This is a genomic window from Rhizobium sp. 'Codium 1', assembly GCF_020889605.1.
Classification (GTDB): Bacteria; Pseudomonadota; Alphaproteobacteria; order Rhizobiales; family Rhizobiaceae; genus Allorhizobium; species Allorhizobium algae.
The window spans coordinates 20,791-36,970 of the sequence record NZ_JAJGPW010000004.1 but is presented as its reverse complement, the minus strand read 5'-3'; the positions used below and the strand labels follow the sequence as shown (position 1 = coordinate 36,970).

Annotated in this window: 14 protein-coding genes; 7 read left to right on the top strand and 7 right to left on the bottom strand. The window is 61.3% G+C overall.

Going from position 1 to position 16,180, the window contains the following annotated elements; translation table 11 throughout:
* Positions 1–14: 14 nt before the first annotated feature.
* The 6 genes from pdhA to LJE98_RS11775 form a co-directional block, all read right to left on the bottom strand.
* Entirely contained in the window at positions 15–1,061 is a 1,047-nt protein-coding gene (gene pdhA / locus LJE98_RS11800; RefSeq protein WP_229575419.1) for a pyruvate dehydrogenase (acetyl-transferring) E1 component subunit alpha, read from the bottom strand.
* A gap of 148 nt (positions 1,062–1,209) precedes the next feature.
* Positions 1,210–1,527: an FtsB family cell division protein gene (locus tag LJE98_RS11795; RefSeq protein ID WP_229575418.1), complete on the bottom strand. Its 318-nt coding sequence runs from the start codon at positions 1,525–1,527 to the stop codon at positions 1,210–1,212.
* Between the two features lie 140 nt (positions 1,528–1,667).
* The gene (gene eno, locus LJE98_RS11790) at positions 1,668–2,942 is read right to left on the bottom strand and encodes a phosphopyruvate hydratase (protein WP_229575417.1); all 1,275 of its coding nucleotides are present in this window, start codon (positions 2,940–2,942) and stop codon (positions 1,668–1,670) included.
* Between the two features lie 212 nt (positions 2,943–3,154).
* Positions 3,155–4,003: a 3-deoxy-8-phosphooctulonate synthase gene (kdsA, locus tag LJE98_RS11785; protein ID WP_229575416.1), complete on the bottom strand. Its 849-nt coding sequence runs from the start codon at positions 4,001–4,003 to the stop codon at positions 3,155–3,157.
* Positions 4,000–4,893, bottom strand: a complete 894-nt coding sequence (locus tag LJE98_RS11780) for a VOC family protein (protein ID WP_229575415.1) — start codon at positions 4,891–4,893, stop codon at positions 4,000–4,002. Before LJE98_RS11780 ends, kdsA begins: the two co-directional genes overlap by 4 nt.
* A gap of 19 nt (positions 4,894–4,912) precedes the next feature.
* Positions 4,913–5,461, bottom strand: a complete 549-nt coding sequence (locus LJE98_RS11775) for a DUF1003 domain-containing protein (protein ID WP_229575414.1) — start codon at positions 5,459–5,461, stop codon at positions 4,913–4,915.
* Positions 5,462–5,668: 207 nt separating this feature from the next.
* Here LJE98_RS11775 and lexA point away from each other — a divergent pair, with 207 nt between their 5' ends.
* Positions 5,669–6,385 carry a transcriptional repressor LexA gene (lexA, locus tag LJE98_RS11770; RefSeq protein ID WP_229575413.1) on the top strand — a complete coding sequence of 239 codons (717 nt, stop codon included), beginning with the start codon at positions 5,669–5,671 and terminating at the stop codon, positions 6,383–6,385.
* Here lexA and LJE98_RS11765 read toward each other — a convergent pair.
* Positions 6,379–8,589, bottom strand: a complete 2,211-nt coding sequence (locus LJE98_RS11765; protein ID WP_229575412.1) for a ComEC/Rec2 family competence protein — start codon at positions 8,587–8,589, stop codon at positions 6,379–6,381. The genes lexA and LJE98_RS11765 overlap by 7 nt on opposite strands.
* A gap of 540 nt (positions 8,590–9,129) precedes the next feature.
* Between LJE98_RS11765 and gltA the strand changes: the two genes are divergently transcribed.
* From gltA to glp, 6 genes are all read left to right on the top strand, one after another.
* Complete coding sequence (gltA, locus tag LJE98_RS11760; protein WP_229575411.1) at positions 9,130–10,419, top strand: citrate synthase; 1,290 nt, start codon at positions 9,130–9,132, stop codon at positions 10,417–10,419.
* 217 nt (positions 10,420–10,636) lie between these two features.
* Complete coding sequence (locus tag LJE98_RS11755; protein WP_229575410.1) at positions 10,637–12,526, top strand: peptidylprolyl isomerase; 1,890 nt, start codon at positions 10,637–10,639, stop codon at positions 12,524–12,526.
* Between the two features lie 28 nt (positions 12,527–12,554).
* On the top strand, positions 12,555–13,577 hold the full coding sequence (trpD, locus tag LJE98_RS11750; protein WP_229575409.1) for an anthranilate phosphoribosyltransferase: 1,023 nt from the start codon (positions 12,555–12,557) through the stop codon (positions 13,575–13,577).
* 10 nt (positions 13,578–13,587) lie between these two features.
* Entirely contained in the window at positions 13,588–14,403 is an 816-nt protein-coding gene (trpC, locus tag LJE98_RS11745; protein ID WP_229575408.1) for an indole-3-glycerol phosphate synthase TrpC, read from the top strand.
* Positions 14,400–14,897, top strand: coding sequence for a cyclic pyranopterin monophosphate synthase MoaC (moaC, locus tag LJE98_RS11740; RefSeq protein WP_229575407.1), 498 nt, complete (start codon positions 14,400–14,402; stop codon positions 14,895–14,897). The genes trpC and moaC overlap by 4 nt, the downstream gene beginning before the upstream one ends.
* Positions 14,897–16,111 carry a gephyrin-like molybdotransferase Glp gene (gene glp / locus LJE98_RS11735; RefSeq protein WP_229575406.1) on the top strand — a complete coding sequence of 405 codons (1,215 nt, stop codon included), beginning with the start codon at positions 14,897–14,899 and terminating at the stop codon, positions 16,109–16,111. The genes moaC and glp overlap by 1 nt, the downstream gene beginning before the upstream one ends.
* Positions 16,112–16,180: the final 69 nt, after the last annotated feature.

Below are 16,180 nucleotides of genomic sequence, written 5' to 3'. Positions count from 1 at the left end.
GGTTCCCTCCCCGATTACAGCAGGATGTCGGTGTAGAGCTCGGATGCATCCGGCTCCGGATTGGCCTGGGCGAAATCGGCCGAGTCGGCCACGATGTCGCGGACGTCCTTGTCGATCGCCTTCAACTCGTCCTCGCTCGCCCAGCCCTTTTCGAGCAGACGTGCGCGGACCTGCTCGATCGGATCCTGCTCGGAGCGCATCTTCTGCACTTCTTCCTTGGTCCGATACTTCGCCGGGTCAGACATCGAGTGGCCACGATAGCGATATGTCTGCATTTCGAGGATGATCGGGCCCTTGCCGGAACGGCAATGCTCGACCGCCAGATCCGCGGCAGCCTTGACCGCACGCACATCCATGCCGTCCACCTGGATGCCTGGAATGTTGAAGGACACACCGCGCTGGGAGAAATCCGTCTGGGCAGAAGCGCGCGAGACAGAGGTACCCATGGCGTATCGGTTGTTCTCGATGATGTAGATTACCGGCAGGTTCCACAGACGAGCCATGTTGAAGCTCTCGTAGACCTGGCCCTGGTTGGCGGCGCCGTCGCCGAAATAGGCGAGCGAGACATTGTCGTTGCCACGATACTTGTTGGCGAAGGCGAGACCCGTGCCAAGCGAGACCTGGGCGCCGACGATACCGTGGCCGCCATAAAAATTCTTCTCCTTGGAGAACATGTGCATCGAGCCGCCCTTGCCTTTCGACAGGCCGCCGCGACGGCCGGTCAACTCGGCCATGACGCCACGCGCGCTCATACCGCAAGCCAGCATGTGGCCGTGGTCACGATAACCGGTGATGACCTGATCGCCGTCCTTAAGCGCCATCTGCATGCCGACAACGACAGCTTCCTGGCCGATATACAGGTGACAGAAACCACCGATGAAGCCCATGCCGTAAAGCTGCCCGGCCTTTTCTTCAAAACGACGAATGAGCAGCATTTCGCGATAGGCCAGGATCTCCTGAGCCTTGTCGAACTCGACAATCGCTCCTTGCGTGAACTCTTTCTTGGCAGGCTTGGTCGAAGGCTTCCGACCGGTCGCAGTCGCAGGCTTGCGAGGCGCCATGCATCCCTCCCATGGGTTATTATGGTGCAAAGTTGACGACAGAATAGGGAAGAAAGCCGACGGCGGCAATGCCATAAATGCATGGCTCTCATTCGCCGCAAGCAACTGTAAAAAATGAAAGAATTCGAATTAACCCGATTTGAGTTAATCAGAAATAGGTGTTGAAGATCACGATTTCATCCGGGCGCGACATATTGAGCTGATAGCGCGCCTTTTCGTCAATGATGTCCTCGTCCAGCGAGCCGTCACTCAAGAGGCTCACTTCCTTCTCCAAGACCATGCGCTGCGCAACAAGCCTTTCCAGCTCGGAGGCGCGCTCCAGCCGGATGCGCTCGAACTGCTGTCCCGCCCTCAAGCCATAGTCGCCATGGATCGAATGGTAACCGAAATAGGACAGGAAAGCGATTGTGACAGCGGGAAGAATAAGGCGGCCGTATTTCTTTTTCTTGTGATGCCTGGTCCACATGCCGACAATTGCCCTGAAACGCGAAACTGGCACTCAGATTAGCGGGCATGTCTTAACCGATGGTTGACCCTGTCGCAGCGCAAAAGAAAAAGCCCGCGCCGGGATGACCGGCACGGGCTTCGAAGGGAGATCGGGCAGGATCAGCCGCGCAGGATCGAGGCGCCTGCGTAGACGGCCTGCGGGCCAAGCTCTTCCTCGATGCGGATCAGCTGGTTGTACTTCGCGGTGCGGTCGGAACGTGCGAGCGAGCCGGTCTTGATCTGACCGCAGTTGGTGGCAACTGCGAGATCGGCAATCGTCGAATCCTCGGTTTCGCCCGAACGGTGCGACATCACGGCCGTGTAGGCGGCGCGGTGTGCGGTCGAGACGGCGTCGAGGGTTTCCGAGAGCGAGCCGATCTGGTTGACCTTGACCAGGATGGAATTGGCGACACCCATCTTGATGCCGTCACGCAGACGCGCGGAGTTGGTGACGAAAAGATCGTCGCCGACGAGCTGGACCTTCTTGCCGATCTTGTCGGTCAGCGACTTCCAGCCATCCCAGTCGTCTTCGGCCATGCCGTCCTCGATCGAGAAGATCGGGTACTTGGCAGCGAGTTCGGCAAGATAGTCCGCCATGGCTTCCGGTTCGAGCGTGCGGCCTTCGCCTTCAAGCACATACTTGCCGTCCTTGAAGAACTCGGTCGAGGCGCAATCGAGCGCGATATGCATGTCCTCGCCCGGACGGTAACCAGCCTTTTCGATCGACTTCATGATGAAGTCGAGGGCAGCGGGTGCGGATGCCAGGCCCGGCGCAAAGCCACCTTCGTCGCCGACATTGGTGTTGTGGCCATCGGCTGCGAGCTGCTTCTTCAGCGTGTGGAAGACTTCCGAACCCATGCGCACGGCGTCACGGATGGTGTCGGCGCCAACCGGCACGATCATGAATTCCTGGAAGTCGATCGGGTTGTCGGCATGGGCGCCGCCGTTGATGATGTTCATCATCGGAACCGGCAGGACATGGGCGTTCGGGCCGCCGATATAACGATAGAGGGGCAGACCGGAGGATTGGGCTGCGGCCTTGGCGACAGCCAGCGATACGCCAAGAATGGCGTTTGCGCCGAGGCGGGCCTTGTTCGGCGTGCCGTCGAGTTCGATCATCAGATTGTCGATCTGGATCTGGTTTTCGGCCTCGTGACCGCCGATTGCATCATAGATCTCGCCATTGACGGCTTCGACCGCCTTCTCGACGCCCTTGCCGAGGTAACGAGAGCCACCGTCACGCAATTCGACGGCTTCATGCGCGCCGGTCGAGGCACCCGAGGGAACGGCCGCACGGCCCATGCTGCCGTCTTCGAGATAGACGTCGACTTCGACGGTCGGATTGCCGCGGCTGTCGAGGATTTCGCGGCCGATGATGTCGGTAATGGCGGTCATGTTCGCTCCCTGGTGACGGAAATTGGACAAGGCTCGGCGGCCGATCACCGGGCGCGGAGCCCCCGGACCTGCCTTTGAGTCATCCTCTCTTATCCGATGATCGGGAAAATACAATGACGGATAGGAGCCGGAACGGACGAAATCTAATCGATTTAAACCGCAAGGACCCGCGGCGCTTCCCGTTCAACTGCTGAAAGCGCCGCGAGAGTCCGTCAGGATGCCTTGGCCAGGTCGTCGAAGGCGATGAGTTTTTCCAGGAGCCGGCGCATGTCGGTGATCTTCACCATATTCGGACCATCCGACGGGGCATTGTCCGGGTCCTGGTGAGTCTCGATAAAGAGACCTCCGACGCCGACAGCGACGGCTGCGCGAGCCAGCGTCTCGACGAATTCACGCTGGCCACCGGAGGAACCACCCTGCCCGCCCGGCTGCTGCACCGAATGGGTGGCATCGAAAACGACAGGCGCGCCCATGGCCGCCATGATCGGCAGCGAGCGCATGTCGGAGACGAGCGTATTGTAGCCGAAGGACGCGCCGCGTTCGCAAAGCAGCACGTTCGGATTGCCGGAACCGGTGATCTTGTTCAGCACGTTCTTCATGTCCCAAGGGGCGAGGAACTGTCCCTTCTTCACATTGATCGCGCGGCCGGTCTTGGCGGCGGCAACAAGCAGGTCCGTCTGCCGGCAGAGGAAGGCGGGGATCTGCAGGACATCCACAGTCGGCGCGACGGCCGCGCACTGCTCTTCCGTGTGGATGTCGGTGAGGACGGGCACACCGAATTCCTTCTTGATGTCGGCAAAGACTTCCATCGCCGTTTCCAGGCCGATGCCGCGCTCGGCAGACAGCGAGGTGCGGTTCGCCTTGTCGTAAGAGGATTTGTAGACGAGCCCGAGCCCGAGTTCGCGGCACAACTCGACGAGTTGCCCCGCGATCATGAAGGCATGGTCACGGCTTTCCATCTGGCAGGGACCGGCGATCAAGGCGAAGCGGGTTTTTTGTGAGAAGACAGCCTTGCCGGCGCCTTCGCCGACCACGACTTCCGAATTGGGAGAAATGCTCATTTCAACTCCTCGAAGGCAAAGGTGACGCCCTGGCCCTTTTCCGGCGCGACAACCAGCCGCGCTCCCGTTTTGTGGTAGCCGACGCCATTAGCAGCGAGGCAGGCTTCTGTCACGCCGAGATCGGCGACGGCGACCACCACGGCCGCGCCCAGGAGACCGCGTTCCAGCTGCCTGGAACCCAGACCGTAATGGGCCGAACATCCTTCGGAGGTCAGGACGTCAACCGAGGCATTGGATGCCTCGATCGCCATGCCGAAGGAATGCGCCGTGACGTCGCGCTGATCGAGCACCATTTCCAGCAGATACTGGAAATCACTCGGATTTTCCTCGACCAGGACGATTCGCCGAAGACCGGCGGCACCATTGGCGTGCACGATCAAGTCACCGCGATCCGCCGGTATCGGATTCACCCGTTCACAGGCGAAGGCGAAGAAATCAGGCGAACGCAGGTCGGCCGCAAAGGCGAGCCGGAAAGCCCCCTCCGCCGATCGCCCATCAGGGAATCGGAACTGCCGGGAAAATTCGAGAACGGGCCCGCCGCTCTGTCCCTCATCGCGATACCGCCTATCATCTGCAGTTGCATCGTCCGTCTTCACGACGATCGCCGAGAGGCCTTCGCCACGGCGAAAGCGGAAGGCGAGATCGCGTGCGACAAACACATTGCCGATGCGTGCAGCCTCAAGGCAGTCTTCTCGGCTGCCGACGGCCAGGGGCTCCAGATAGGTATCATCTGCAAAAAAGACGCAGGCGTTCTCGGTCCCAAACGGATGGCGGGCATCGGCCGCAACCGTGAAGCCGAGGCGGCTCATCCGATCGCGGGAGGTTTCGAGATCCACGACCGGGAGGACGAGATGATCGATGGCGCGGGGGGACGTGATGGGATTGGACATATTTCTCTCGAGTTTTGCGTCAGATTTGGGAATTGCGCGGCTGGATTGAAAGGGTTTCGAGCGTCTGGCGCAATGCGTCGATTTGCTGCCGCGCTTCGCGCAATTCCTTCAGTACCTGTTCGTCGATCTTGTGATGAAGGGCCAGAACCTCGATCTCTGCCTTGAGGTTGATCTCATAATCCTTTGCCGCCATGAACCGATCGCGCTCGGCCTGACGGTTCTGGCTCATCATGATGATCGGGGCCTGGATCGCGGCCAGCATGGACAGGAGAAGGTTGAGGAAGATGAACGGATAAGGGTCGAGGGAGCGCGTCGCGAGAACCACGGTGTTGAGAACCACCCAGGCCACGAAAAGCACCATGAAGGCGATGATGAAGCCCCAGGAGCCACCCACCCTCGCAATGCCGTCTGCCAATCGTTGCCCGACGGTCGCATGGGCTAGGAAATCCTCGCCGGCATTGGTCGAAACCGTGCGGCGCTCCCGAGCCCGCTTCAGCACCTTCTTTTCCGCAGAAGAGAGATCGGATTGCGTCTTCCCCAAAACGAGTTTTTCAATGTCCTTGAGCATTCGTCTTATTCCCCGAGAAAGGTCCGCTGGCCTTTGAGAGTATCCGCTCTTTGCATTGCAGCGGTACAAAATCGGACTGTTTCATGACCTGCACATCAGGCCATCGCATTTTCTCACCGGCTCTTCACGAAAATTTATCCCCTTGCGGAACACAAATGGAACAGATAGTGTCTGTTCTGTATTTGTTTCACCTCAGGGGCACCGCATATGCTGACGCGCAAGCAACAGGAACTGCTTCTCTTCATCCACGAGCGGATGAAAGAATCGGGCGTCCCGCCTTCCTTCGACGAGATGAAGGACGCGCTGGATCTCGCATCGAAATCCGGCATCCATCGACTGATCACGGCGCTCGAGGAACGCGGCTTCATCCGCCGGTTGCCGAATCGAGCTCGCGCCCTTGAGGTTATCAAACTGCCGGAAGCCTATTCTCCGAGCATGCAGCCCCGTCGCGGTTTTGCCCCGAGCGTGATCGAAGGCAGTCTTGGCAAGGCACCGCCAGCGCCAGCACTCACCAAACAGCCGGTTGAAGACAGGAGTTCTTCTATCTCGGTTCCCGTCATGGGCCGTATTGCGGCTGGCGTACCGATCTCTGCAATCCAGAACAATACGCATGACATTACCGTGCCGGCCGAGATGATCGGCTCCGGTGATCACTACGCCCTCGAGGTGAAGGGCGATTCGATGATCGAAGCCGGGATTCTCGACGGTGATACCGTCATCATCCGCAATGCGTCCAATGCCAATCCCGGGGACATCATCGTGGCGCTCGTCGACGACGAGGAAGCAACATTGAAGCGGTTCCGCCGGCGTGGCGCGTCGATCGCGCTGGAGGCCGCCAATCCGGCCTATGAAACGCGAATCTTCCCGCCGGATCGGGTCAAGATCCAGGGCAAGCTGGTCGGCCTCATCCGCCGCTATCACTGAGCGTCAGCTGTCGGTGACAGTGGTTGCGCCGTCATCCGGCTTTCTGATGCTTGGGGGATGGTGTGTTCGTCTGCCGCTGATGCCGTGCGCCAGTCGTAGAGGCGGTGTTGCGTCCACGGTCTCGGCTTCCCCTCGAAAGATGTTCTGATCACCAGGTGCTGCGGCGCGTCTGCAAGGCCGGAAATTTCGACAGCGCCGGTGGCCCTGAGGCTGCTTTGTGACAGAAGCGCCGCGCCCGAGCGGCAGGCGGTCAATCGCGTGCGAGCCGCCAGAACGACGACATCGGCAAGGTCGCAGCCAACCCCGACCAGGTCGGGACGGTCGAGGGTCATCAGCAGTTTCCCCGTGTCCATCCGGGCGACGCAGACCTGCTTGATGCAGGTGAAGCGGTCCATCCTGGCAGATTTGGTCAACTGATCGAGAAGCGTTGCAGCAGCCGATCGCTGCGCTGCGCTCCAGGTCTCTCCGGTTCGCCAGTCAGGTGGCGCTGGCAATTCGCCAATCGTAAGCATTAGGGGCGGCATCGTCGTCTCGACATCCAGCACCGGTCGCCATTGGTCGAAGATGAAGGCCGGCGGCCGAGTTCGATTGGTGGCGAGGGTCCGTGCGGCGCCGTCACCGCTCCAGAGCGCCACCAGTCGCGCATCCTCGCTGATCATCAGTTCACCGGGCTCCTGTCTCGGCCCGAGCCATGTCGCAACGAGCGTCACCGCGATCAGGACGGTTCCTGCATGTCTGAGACTGCTGCGAAACAGCGTCAGCAGGAGCATGCCGGTGATCGTTCCGAGCATGAACCAGCCGGGAAGGCGCGGAAAGACGTAACCTCCACCCCAGCTGGAAACCATGTAGGCGACATGCAGAACCAGTTCGAGCCCCTGCCCCATGATCCAGAAGAAGGGCGCGTCAAGACCGAAGGGCATGAGCAGCATGGCAATGAAGCCTGCCGGCATGACCACCAGCGAAATCAGCGGCATGGCGGCGAGGTTGGCTTCAAGTCCATGGGTCGACAGGCGGTGAAAATGGGTGATGGCAAAGATCGCAGTGGCCAGTCCGCCGATCAGGGATGTCGCCAGAGTACCGCCGATGAGTTTTCCGCCGCCCGCAGCAACGCGCAGGCCGAGTGACCGTATCGGCGGCAGGATGGCGCGTGGCCGGGAGCGCCAGCCGGCATAGCCGGCGATCAGGCCGGCAGTGGCCGCAAAGGACATCTGGAAACTCGGCCCCATCACAGCCGAAGGCTGTACGACAAGAATGGCTGTTGCAGCCAGGGCCAGGTTGCGCAGGCTGACGGCCGGACGGTCGAAGAGAACTGCAGCCAGCATGATGGCGGTCATCAGATAGGCACGCAGCGCGGAGACCTGATAGCCGGAAATGAGCACATAGCCGGTCGTGGCAATCAACGCGCCCGCAGCCGCGATCTTCTTGATCGGATGTCGCTCGGCCAGCGCCGGCACGAGGCTGAGCAGACCGCGCAGGCCGACGAAAAATATGCCGGCGGCGAGGGCCATGTTGAGACCCGAGATTGCGGTGATATGGGCAAGGCCCGAAACCCGAAGCGCCTCGGTCGCAGCGGTCGACATGGAGCGACGCTCTCCCGTGATGATCGAGGCGGCAAAGGCGCCAGGATCGCCTGGAATGACTGAGCGGATGCGATTCGAGATCCGGTCCCGCAGGGAGAACAATGCCGCATCGAAGCGCGCGACCAACCCGGCTCCATTATCCTCTTCGGCCAGCTTCGCCTGAGGCGGACCGAGAAAGAAACCGACAGCGCCGATCCCAGAGAAATAGCTTTGAAAGGCAAAGTCGTTCAGACCGGGCAAGGCGGGACCCGACGGTGGCGAGAGCCGCGCCCGCCCGCTCAGCCAGTCGCCGATCGCAGCCGGTGCATGTTTGCTGCGTGCCAGCAGAGTGACCCTTTCAGGCGGCCGCCGCACGGTAGGCTCCACCGTCCCCGTCAGCCTCAGCGTATAGCGCCACTCGCCGGCCGCGCCTTGCTCCCTGCGCTCGACGATACCGGTCACGGTGGTGACGAGCGGCTGGTCGATGATGACGGTCGAAACGCGCCTCGCCTCCCACTCCGCAAGCAGCATGCCCACGACAGCAAGGCAGACGCTCCAGAGAATCAGAGTTGACGCCGTGTCCCGCGTCGACCGCGACAGCGCAAACAGGAGAGCAAGCACAAGCGGAGCAAGGACCGGCGCCAAGGGTGGACTCGACCAAGAAAACCAGATTGCAGCGCCGGCGCCGAGGCACACCGGGACAAAGTGGAAGAAATGCCCGTAACTGATCTCCTGCGTGAGGCGCTCGCCAACATAGGCGCGGACGCGACGCGAAACGGCAGAAATCGAAACGTGGAAACCGGAGGCTGTCCGACGAGGCGCGGTGGACCAGGAAGGCGGATGAAGCACAGGGCGACGAGCCGGCAGCAGACCGGACCGAATGTCTGTTTCCCCCTGTTTTTCCGCCACTTCGACCATTGCGCTCGCTCGGCCGGATCCACACCATCCAAGGCCAAGATAAGGCAAAACGAAAAACAATCAAAGCTTGCAGAGCCTGGTGATTCTGCCGCCTATCCGAGCCACAAACGACAAGAACCGATCGGTTCGATTGTTGCCGATTTCGCGATGCACAATTTGCCCTTTGGATAGCTTGGCATTAACTTCGGTATCATATAGCTAACATCAACACGCTTAACCGATGGCGGCTTTTTCGAGACGCCTTCCCGCCAATACCGGAGGATCAGCATGACGGACAAAAGCGCTTCTTTGCAACTTGGGGACAAGACGGTCGACCTGAGCGTCAAGGCCGGCACGATCGGCCCTGACGTCATCGACATCGCCGCCCTTTACAAGCACACGGGCACGTTCACCTACGATCCGGGCTTCACGTCCACGGCATCCTGCGAATCCAAGATCACCTATATCGACGGCGACGAAGGCACGCTTCTGCATCGCGGTTATCCCATCGAGCAGCTTGCCGAAAAGGGCGACTTCCTGGAAGTCTGCTACCTGCTTCTCTACGGCGAACTGCCGACGGCAGCGCAGAAGAAGGACTTTGATTATCGCGTCACGCATCACACGATGGTGCACGAGCAGATGAGCAAGTTCTTCTCCGGCTATCGCCGCGACGCCCATCCGATGGCCGTCATGGTCGGCACGGTCGGTGCGCTGTCCGCCTTCTATCACGACTCGACCGACATCACCGATCCGCACCAGCGGATGGTCGCCTCGCTGCGCATGATCGCCAAGATGCCGACAATTGCGGCCATGGCCTACAAATATCACATCGGCCAGCCTTTCGTGTATCCGAAGAACGACCTCGATTATGCGTCGAACTTCCTGCGCATGTGCTTTGCCGTACCCTGCGAAGAATACCAGGCGAATCCGGTTCTGGCGCGTGCCATGGACCGCATCTTCATCCTGCATGCCGATCATGAGCAGAATGCCTCGACCTCGACCGTGCGTCTGGCAGGATCCTCGGGCGCCAATCCGTTCGCCTGCATCGCGGCCGGCATCGCCTGCCTCTGGGGCCCGGCCCATGGCGGCGCCAACGAGGCGGCCCTCAACATGCTGATGGAAATCGGTTCGGTCGACCGCATTCCCGAATACATCGCCAAGGCCAAAGACAAGAATGATCCGTTCCGGCTCATGGGCTTCGGCCACCGGGTCTACAAGAACTACGATCCGCGCGCCAAGATCATGCAGAAGACCATGTACGAGGTCCTCGAAGCCACCGGCCATGCCGACGATCCGCTGATGAAGGTCGCGCTCGAACTCGAGAAGATCGCGCTCAACGATCCCTATTTCATCGAGAAGAAGCTCTACCCGAACGTCGACTTCTACTCGGGCATCACGCTGCGTGCGCTCGGATTCCCGACGACCATGTTCACCGTTCTGTTTGCGCTCGCCCGCACCGTCGGCTGGATCGCGCAGTGGAACGAGATGATAGAAGATCCGCAGCAGCGCATCGGTCGCCCGCGCCAGCTCTATACCGGTGAGCCGCAGCGGGACTACAAGGCACTTTCAGAACGCTGAGGCGCCCGTTATCATCGCGATCAAAAAGGCCGGCTCTGTCCGGCCTTTTTTCGTTTCGGTTGGCTGATTGTCTGTCCGGCGGGCCCAAAGCGGTCAAACTCCGCGTGATGGCTGCGCATTTCGCACCCGGATGCCTTCATTTCCCGAGAGCTTTGTTCTAAGGAAGTCAACCTGCTTCGTCCCACACGAAGAATTACAATGAGGTTCATGCGTCCCGATGCTCGTCGTCTTGAGAAAAGCTTCCCAAACCCTGTTCGCCAAGATCCTGCTTGTCCTGCTCGTCGCCTCCTTCGGCGTCTGGGGCGTATCGGCATCGCTGTTCAGCAACACGTCCGATACCGTCGTCGCCGTCGGAGACCAGACGGTTTCGTCGAGCGACTTTGCCTTCGCCTATCAGCGGCAGGTGTCGGACATGAGCAGCCGGTTCGGCATGCAGCTCACCACCGAGCAGGCGCGAGCCTTCGGCATCGAGGCACAGGTGTTTTCGCAACTCGCAGCCGGCGCAGCCCTCGATCAGCTCGCCGTAGACATGAATCTCGGGCTTTCGCAGGATCGACTGGCGCAGCTGATCGCCGATGATCCGGCCTTCAAGAATGCAGCCGGCAGCTTCGACCGTGGCCTGTTCTCCTCTCGCCTGCGCAGTGCGGGCCTGCGTGAAGACGACTACATCCAGGAACGCTCCAAGGTCGCGATCCGCAGCCAGATCGTCGATGCAACTGCGGACGGCTTCGTCGCTCCCAAGGTGCTCATCGATGCGATCAAGTCCTATCGTTACGAGAACCGTGACATCAATTATCTGCTGCTGACCAATGCCAATATAGAGCCGGTCAAGGCACCCGACGACGCGACGCTCGCCGCCTGGTTCGACACGACAAAGTCGGGCTATCGGGCTCCGGAATATCGCAGCTTCAACTATGTGAAGCTCGAGCCTGCCGATATCGCGGACACGTCTGCGATCACCGACGAACAGATCCGCGAAGATTACGAACGCCGGAAGGCGACCTACGAAATCGCGGGCACGCGCACCATCGAGCAGCTGTCCTTCGAAAATCGTGAAGTTGCGGATGCCGCCCTTTCGGAACTGCAGAACGGCACCAGCTTCGACCAGCTGGTTAGCGATCAGGGCAAGACTGCGGGCGACGTGCTGCTGGGCGAATTCACCCGCGACCGCCTGCCCGATCCGGCCCTTGCGGAAGCGGCCTTCGCCGTCACGACCGAAGGTGGCACCACCCCCGTAGTCGACGGCGCACTCGGACCGGTCATCCTCCGCATCAGCAACATCAAGGATGGACGCACCCAGAGCCTTGACGAGGTGAAGGAAGAGATCCGCACTGCGCTTGCCGAAGCCGCTGCGATCGCCGATATCACCACCGTGCACGACCAGTTCGAAGACCTGCGCGCCGGCGGTTCGACGCTGAAGGAAGCCGCAGACCAGCTCAGGCTCAAGACTGCGACCATCACCGACATCGACCGCCGCGGCCTCGACAATCGCGAAACGGAAATTGCGGGCATTCCGGAGCGTGACAAGCTGCTGACGGAAGTCTTCCGCACCGACATCGGTATCGAAGCTCTTCCGGTCAATCTCGGCAACAATGGCTTCATCTGGTTCGATGTCACCGATATCAAGCCGGAACGTGACCGGGAACTTGCCGAAGTGCGCGAAAAGGCCGTGGCTGACTGGACGGCCGAACAGCAGCGCATTGCGCTCGGCGCCCTCGCCGAGAGCCTGCGCAAGCGGATCGCCGACGGCGGCAAGTTGGAGGATATCGCGTCTGAACTTGGCCTTGCTGTCGAAAGCAAGGCCGGCATTACCCGCCGCAGTGAAGATGCCGTTCTTGGGCCGGCAGCCGTCACAGCCGCCTTCTCGGGCCCGCAGGGCACGGTCGCGACAGCGTCTGGCGCCGATCCCTCGACGCAGATCCTGCTTTCGGTCACGGCGGTCCGCGATCAGCCGACCGGCGGCGTCCCGCTAAGCGAGGACCAGCAGATCGGCCAGCTGGCCAATGCTGCCGGAGACGACATTCTCGACCAGATGGTGAGCCAGCTGCAAGCCGAATACGGCGTGGTCTTCAATCAGGCGCTGGCCCAGCAGGCCATCGTTCGATAAACGCAGACCATCAAGGGGGAGCTGTTTCATGTCCGGGTTGAAACCCTTCATCGCCAAGATCGCTGCGCGCCAGCCACTGACGCGACAGGAAGCAAGCGACGCATTCGAAATCCTGATGTCGGGCGAAGCCAGCATGGCGCAGGTCGGCGGCTTCCTGATGGGCTTGCGCGTGCGCGGCGAGACCGTCGACGAAATCGCCGGCGCTGTCTCCATCATGCGGCAGAAGATGGTTCCGGTGGATGCGCCTGAAGACGCAATCGACATCGTCGGAACCGGCGGCGACGGCACCAACACCTACAATATCTCCACGCTGGCAGCGCTGATCGTCGCCGGTTCAGGAGTTCCGGTCGCCAAGCACGGCAACCGTGCGCTCAGCTCGAAATCCGGCACCGCCGATGCGCTCTCGCAGCTCGGAGTGAAACTCGACATCGAGCCGGACCTGATCTCGCGCTGCATTCGGGAGGCCGGGATCGGCTTCATGTTTGCACAGCTGCATCATCCGGCCATGCGCCATGTCGGACCCGCCCGTGTCGAACTGGGCGCCCGCACCATCTTCAATATTGTCGGGCCGCTTTCGAGCCCGGCACGGGTCAAGAAGCAGCTTTTCGGCGTCTATTCGCCGGAATGGCTGATCCCCGGTGCTGAAGCCTTGCGGGACCTCGGGCTGACCAGTGCCTGGGTCGTTCATGGCAGCGGCCTCGACGAAATCACCACGACCGGTCCGAGCCATGTGGCGGAACTCAAGGATGGCGACATCCGAAGCTTCGAGCTCTCCCCAGACGATTTCGGTGTCGAAACCGTGTCACTCGATGCCATCCGCGGTGGCGATGGCGCGGTGAATGCGGCGGCCCTTCGGGACGTGCTCGGCGGGGCCAAGACAGCCTATCGCGACGTGGCACTGTGCAACGCGGCCGCGTCACTCATCGTCGCCGGCAAGGCACAGGACGTGACCGAGGGCATGCATCTCGCCAGCCAGTCACTCGATACCGGCAGTGCGGCACGCGCACTCGAAACGCTGGTCACCATTTCCAATTCCGCCACTCAGGGCTAAGCTCCAGACCATGACCGATATCCTGAAGCGCATAGAGACATACAAGCGGGAAGAAATCGCAGCGGCAAAGGCAGCCGTTTCGCTCGCCGAACTCAAGGACCGGGTCGCGGCCCAGGACGCGCCGCGCGGTTTTCATGATGCGCTTCTGCACGCTCGGAACGAAGGCCGCTTCGGCCTGATCGCCGAGATAAAGAAGGCAAGTCCATCCAAGGGCTTGATCCGTCCGGATTTTGATCCGCCATTGCTCGCTGCGGCCTATGAGGCCGGCGGCGCAGCCTGCCTCTCGGTGCTCACGGATACGCCGAGCTTTCAGGGCGCCCCGGAGTTTCTGACGGCGGCGCGCAAGGCCTGCAGCTTGCCGGCCCTGCGTAAGGACTTCATGTTCGACGCCTATCAGGTCTATGAAGCGCGCGCCTGGGGCGGCGACTGCATCCTGCTGATCATGGCCTCGCTGTCGGACGGCGAAGCGGCTGAGCTCGAGGGCCTCGCCTTCGAACTCGGCATGGACGTGCTGGTCGAAGTGCATGATGCCGAAGAGATGGAACGGGCACTAAAGCTCAAGTCGCCGCTGGTCGGCATCAACAACCGCAATCTGCGCACCTTCGAGGTCAGCCTCACTGTCAGCGAAGAGCTGGCGCCCATGGTCCCAGACGATCGGCTGCTGGTCGGCGAAAGCGGTATCTTCACCTATGAGGATTGCCAGCGGCTGGAGAAATCCGGTATTTCGACCTTCCTCGTCGGCGAAAGCCTGATGCGCAAGGACGACGTCGCTTCTGCAACGCGCCTGCTGCTGACCGGCAGGACCGGCACCCTGGCGGCCGAATGACGGCCGCGCCCGGCGGACTGACGCATATCGGCGCCTCCGGTGAGGCGCATATGGTGGATGTTTCTGCCAAGAATGACACGGTTCGTGTCGCGGTCGCCGAAGGATTTGTGCGGATGAATCCCGGCACTCTTGCAACGATCATGGCCGGGAATGCCAAGAAGGGCGACGTGATCGGCACCGCTCGGATCGCCGGCATCATGGCTGCCAAGCAGACCAGCAATCTCATCCCGCTCTGCCATCCGCTGATGCTGTCGAAAGTCACCGTCGACATCGCCGAAGATCCGGCCCTTCCCGGACTGAGGATCGAGGCAACCGTCAAGCTGACCGGCAAGACCGGCGTCGAGATGGAAGCGCTGACGGCTGTCTCGGTGACCTGCCTGACGATCTACGACATGGCGAAAGCCGTCGACAAGACGATGGAAATCGGCGGCATCCGCGTGATGGAGAAAAGTGGCGGCAAATCGGGCGATTTCCGCCATCCGGAGCGCAGCTGATGTCACTGCTCCCGGTCGAGGACGCGCTGGCGCGGCTTCTGGCCGCAGCCCGTCCGATTGACGCGACTGAAGAGATTGCCCTCCATGACGCCAATGGTCGCGTGCTCGCGGCCGACCTCAGCGCCCGGCTCACCCAACCACCCTTTGATGCATCCGCCATGGACGGTTACGCGCTTCGCGCGGGAGACGCAGCCGCGGTGGGATCCGTGCTCACCGTCATCGGCGAGTCAGCAGCTGGCCATGGATTTTCGGGCAAGGTCGGTCCCGGCGAGACCGTGCGCATCTTCACCGGTGCACCCGTCCCGGATGGAGCCGACACCATTCTTCTTCAGGAAGATGCCGAAAAACTCGATGACGGGCGGATCCGCACAGCCTTTGCCGTTGCGAAGGGCCGCCACATCCGTCCGAGAGGTCAGGATTTTGCCGAGGGCGACGTAGCTCTCGCTGCGGGTATTCAGCTCGATTTCAGTCACCTGACGCTGGCAGCGGCCATGAACCATGCGCGGCTTCCCGTCTTTCGACGTCCGAAGATCGCGATCCTTGCTACCGGCGACGAGCTTGTTTCGCCCGGCAGCGCCCCCGGTCCGAGCCAGATCATCGGATCCAATACATTTGGCATAGCAGCACTCGCGCGAGACAATGGTGCTGAGATCCTCGACCTCGGCATCGTGCCTGACGATCGAGACCTGCTATTGAATGCGGTGAAACGGGCGCGTGAGTGCCGTGCCGACGTGCTCGTCACGCTCGGTGGCGCCTCGGTCGGCGATCACGACCTCGTTCAACCCACGCTGGTTTCAGCCGGCATGCAGCTCGATTTCTGGCGGATCGCCATGCGGCCGGGCAAGCCGCTGATGGTCGGACGGCTGGACGAGATGCACGTCCTTGGGCTTCCCGGCAATCCGATTTCCAGCCTCGTTTGCGGGCTTCTCTTCCTGGAGCCCCTGCTTTGCCATCTGGGGCATCGACAGCCACGACAGCGCATGGCAATGGCCCGGTCACACACCGCGCTGTCTGCCAACGACAAGCGGCAGGACTATGTCCGGGCGCGGCTGATGGATGGCGGGGGGGACATGCCCGCCGTCGAAAGCTTCGGGAAACAGGATTCATCGATGATGCGGATCTTCGCGCAATCCGATTGCCTTATCGTGCGTCCACCCTATGCACCGGCCGTCGTCGCCGGTGACACTGTCCCGGTCCTGTTGCTGCGTCCCTGAACGGCCAGGCGGTCTGCGCCTTCCACCCTTGTCCGAGAATCGAAAGACCCGGCACATGGCCGGGTCTGT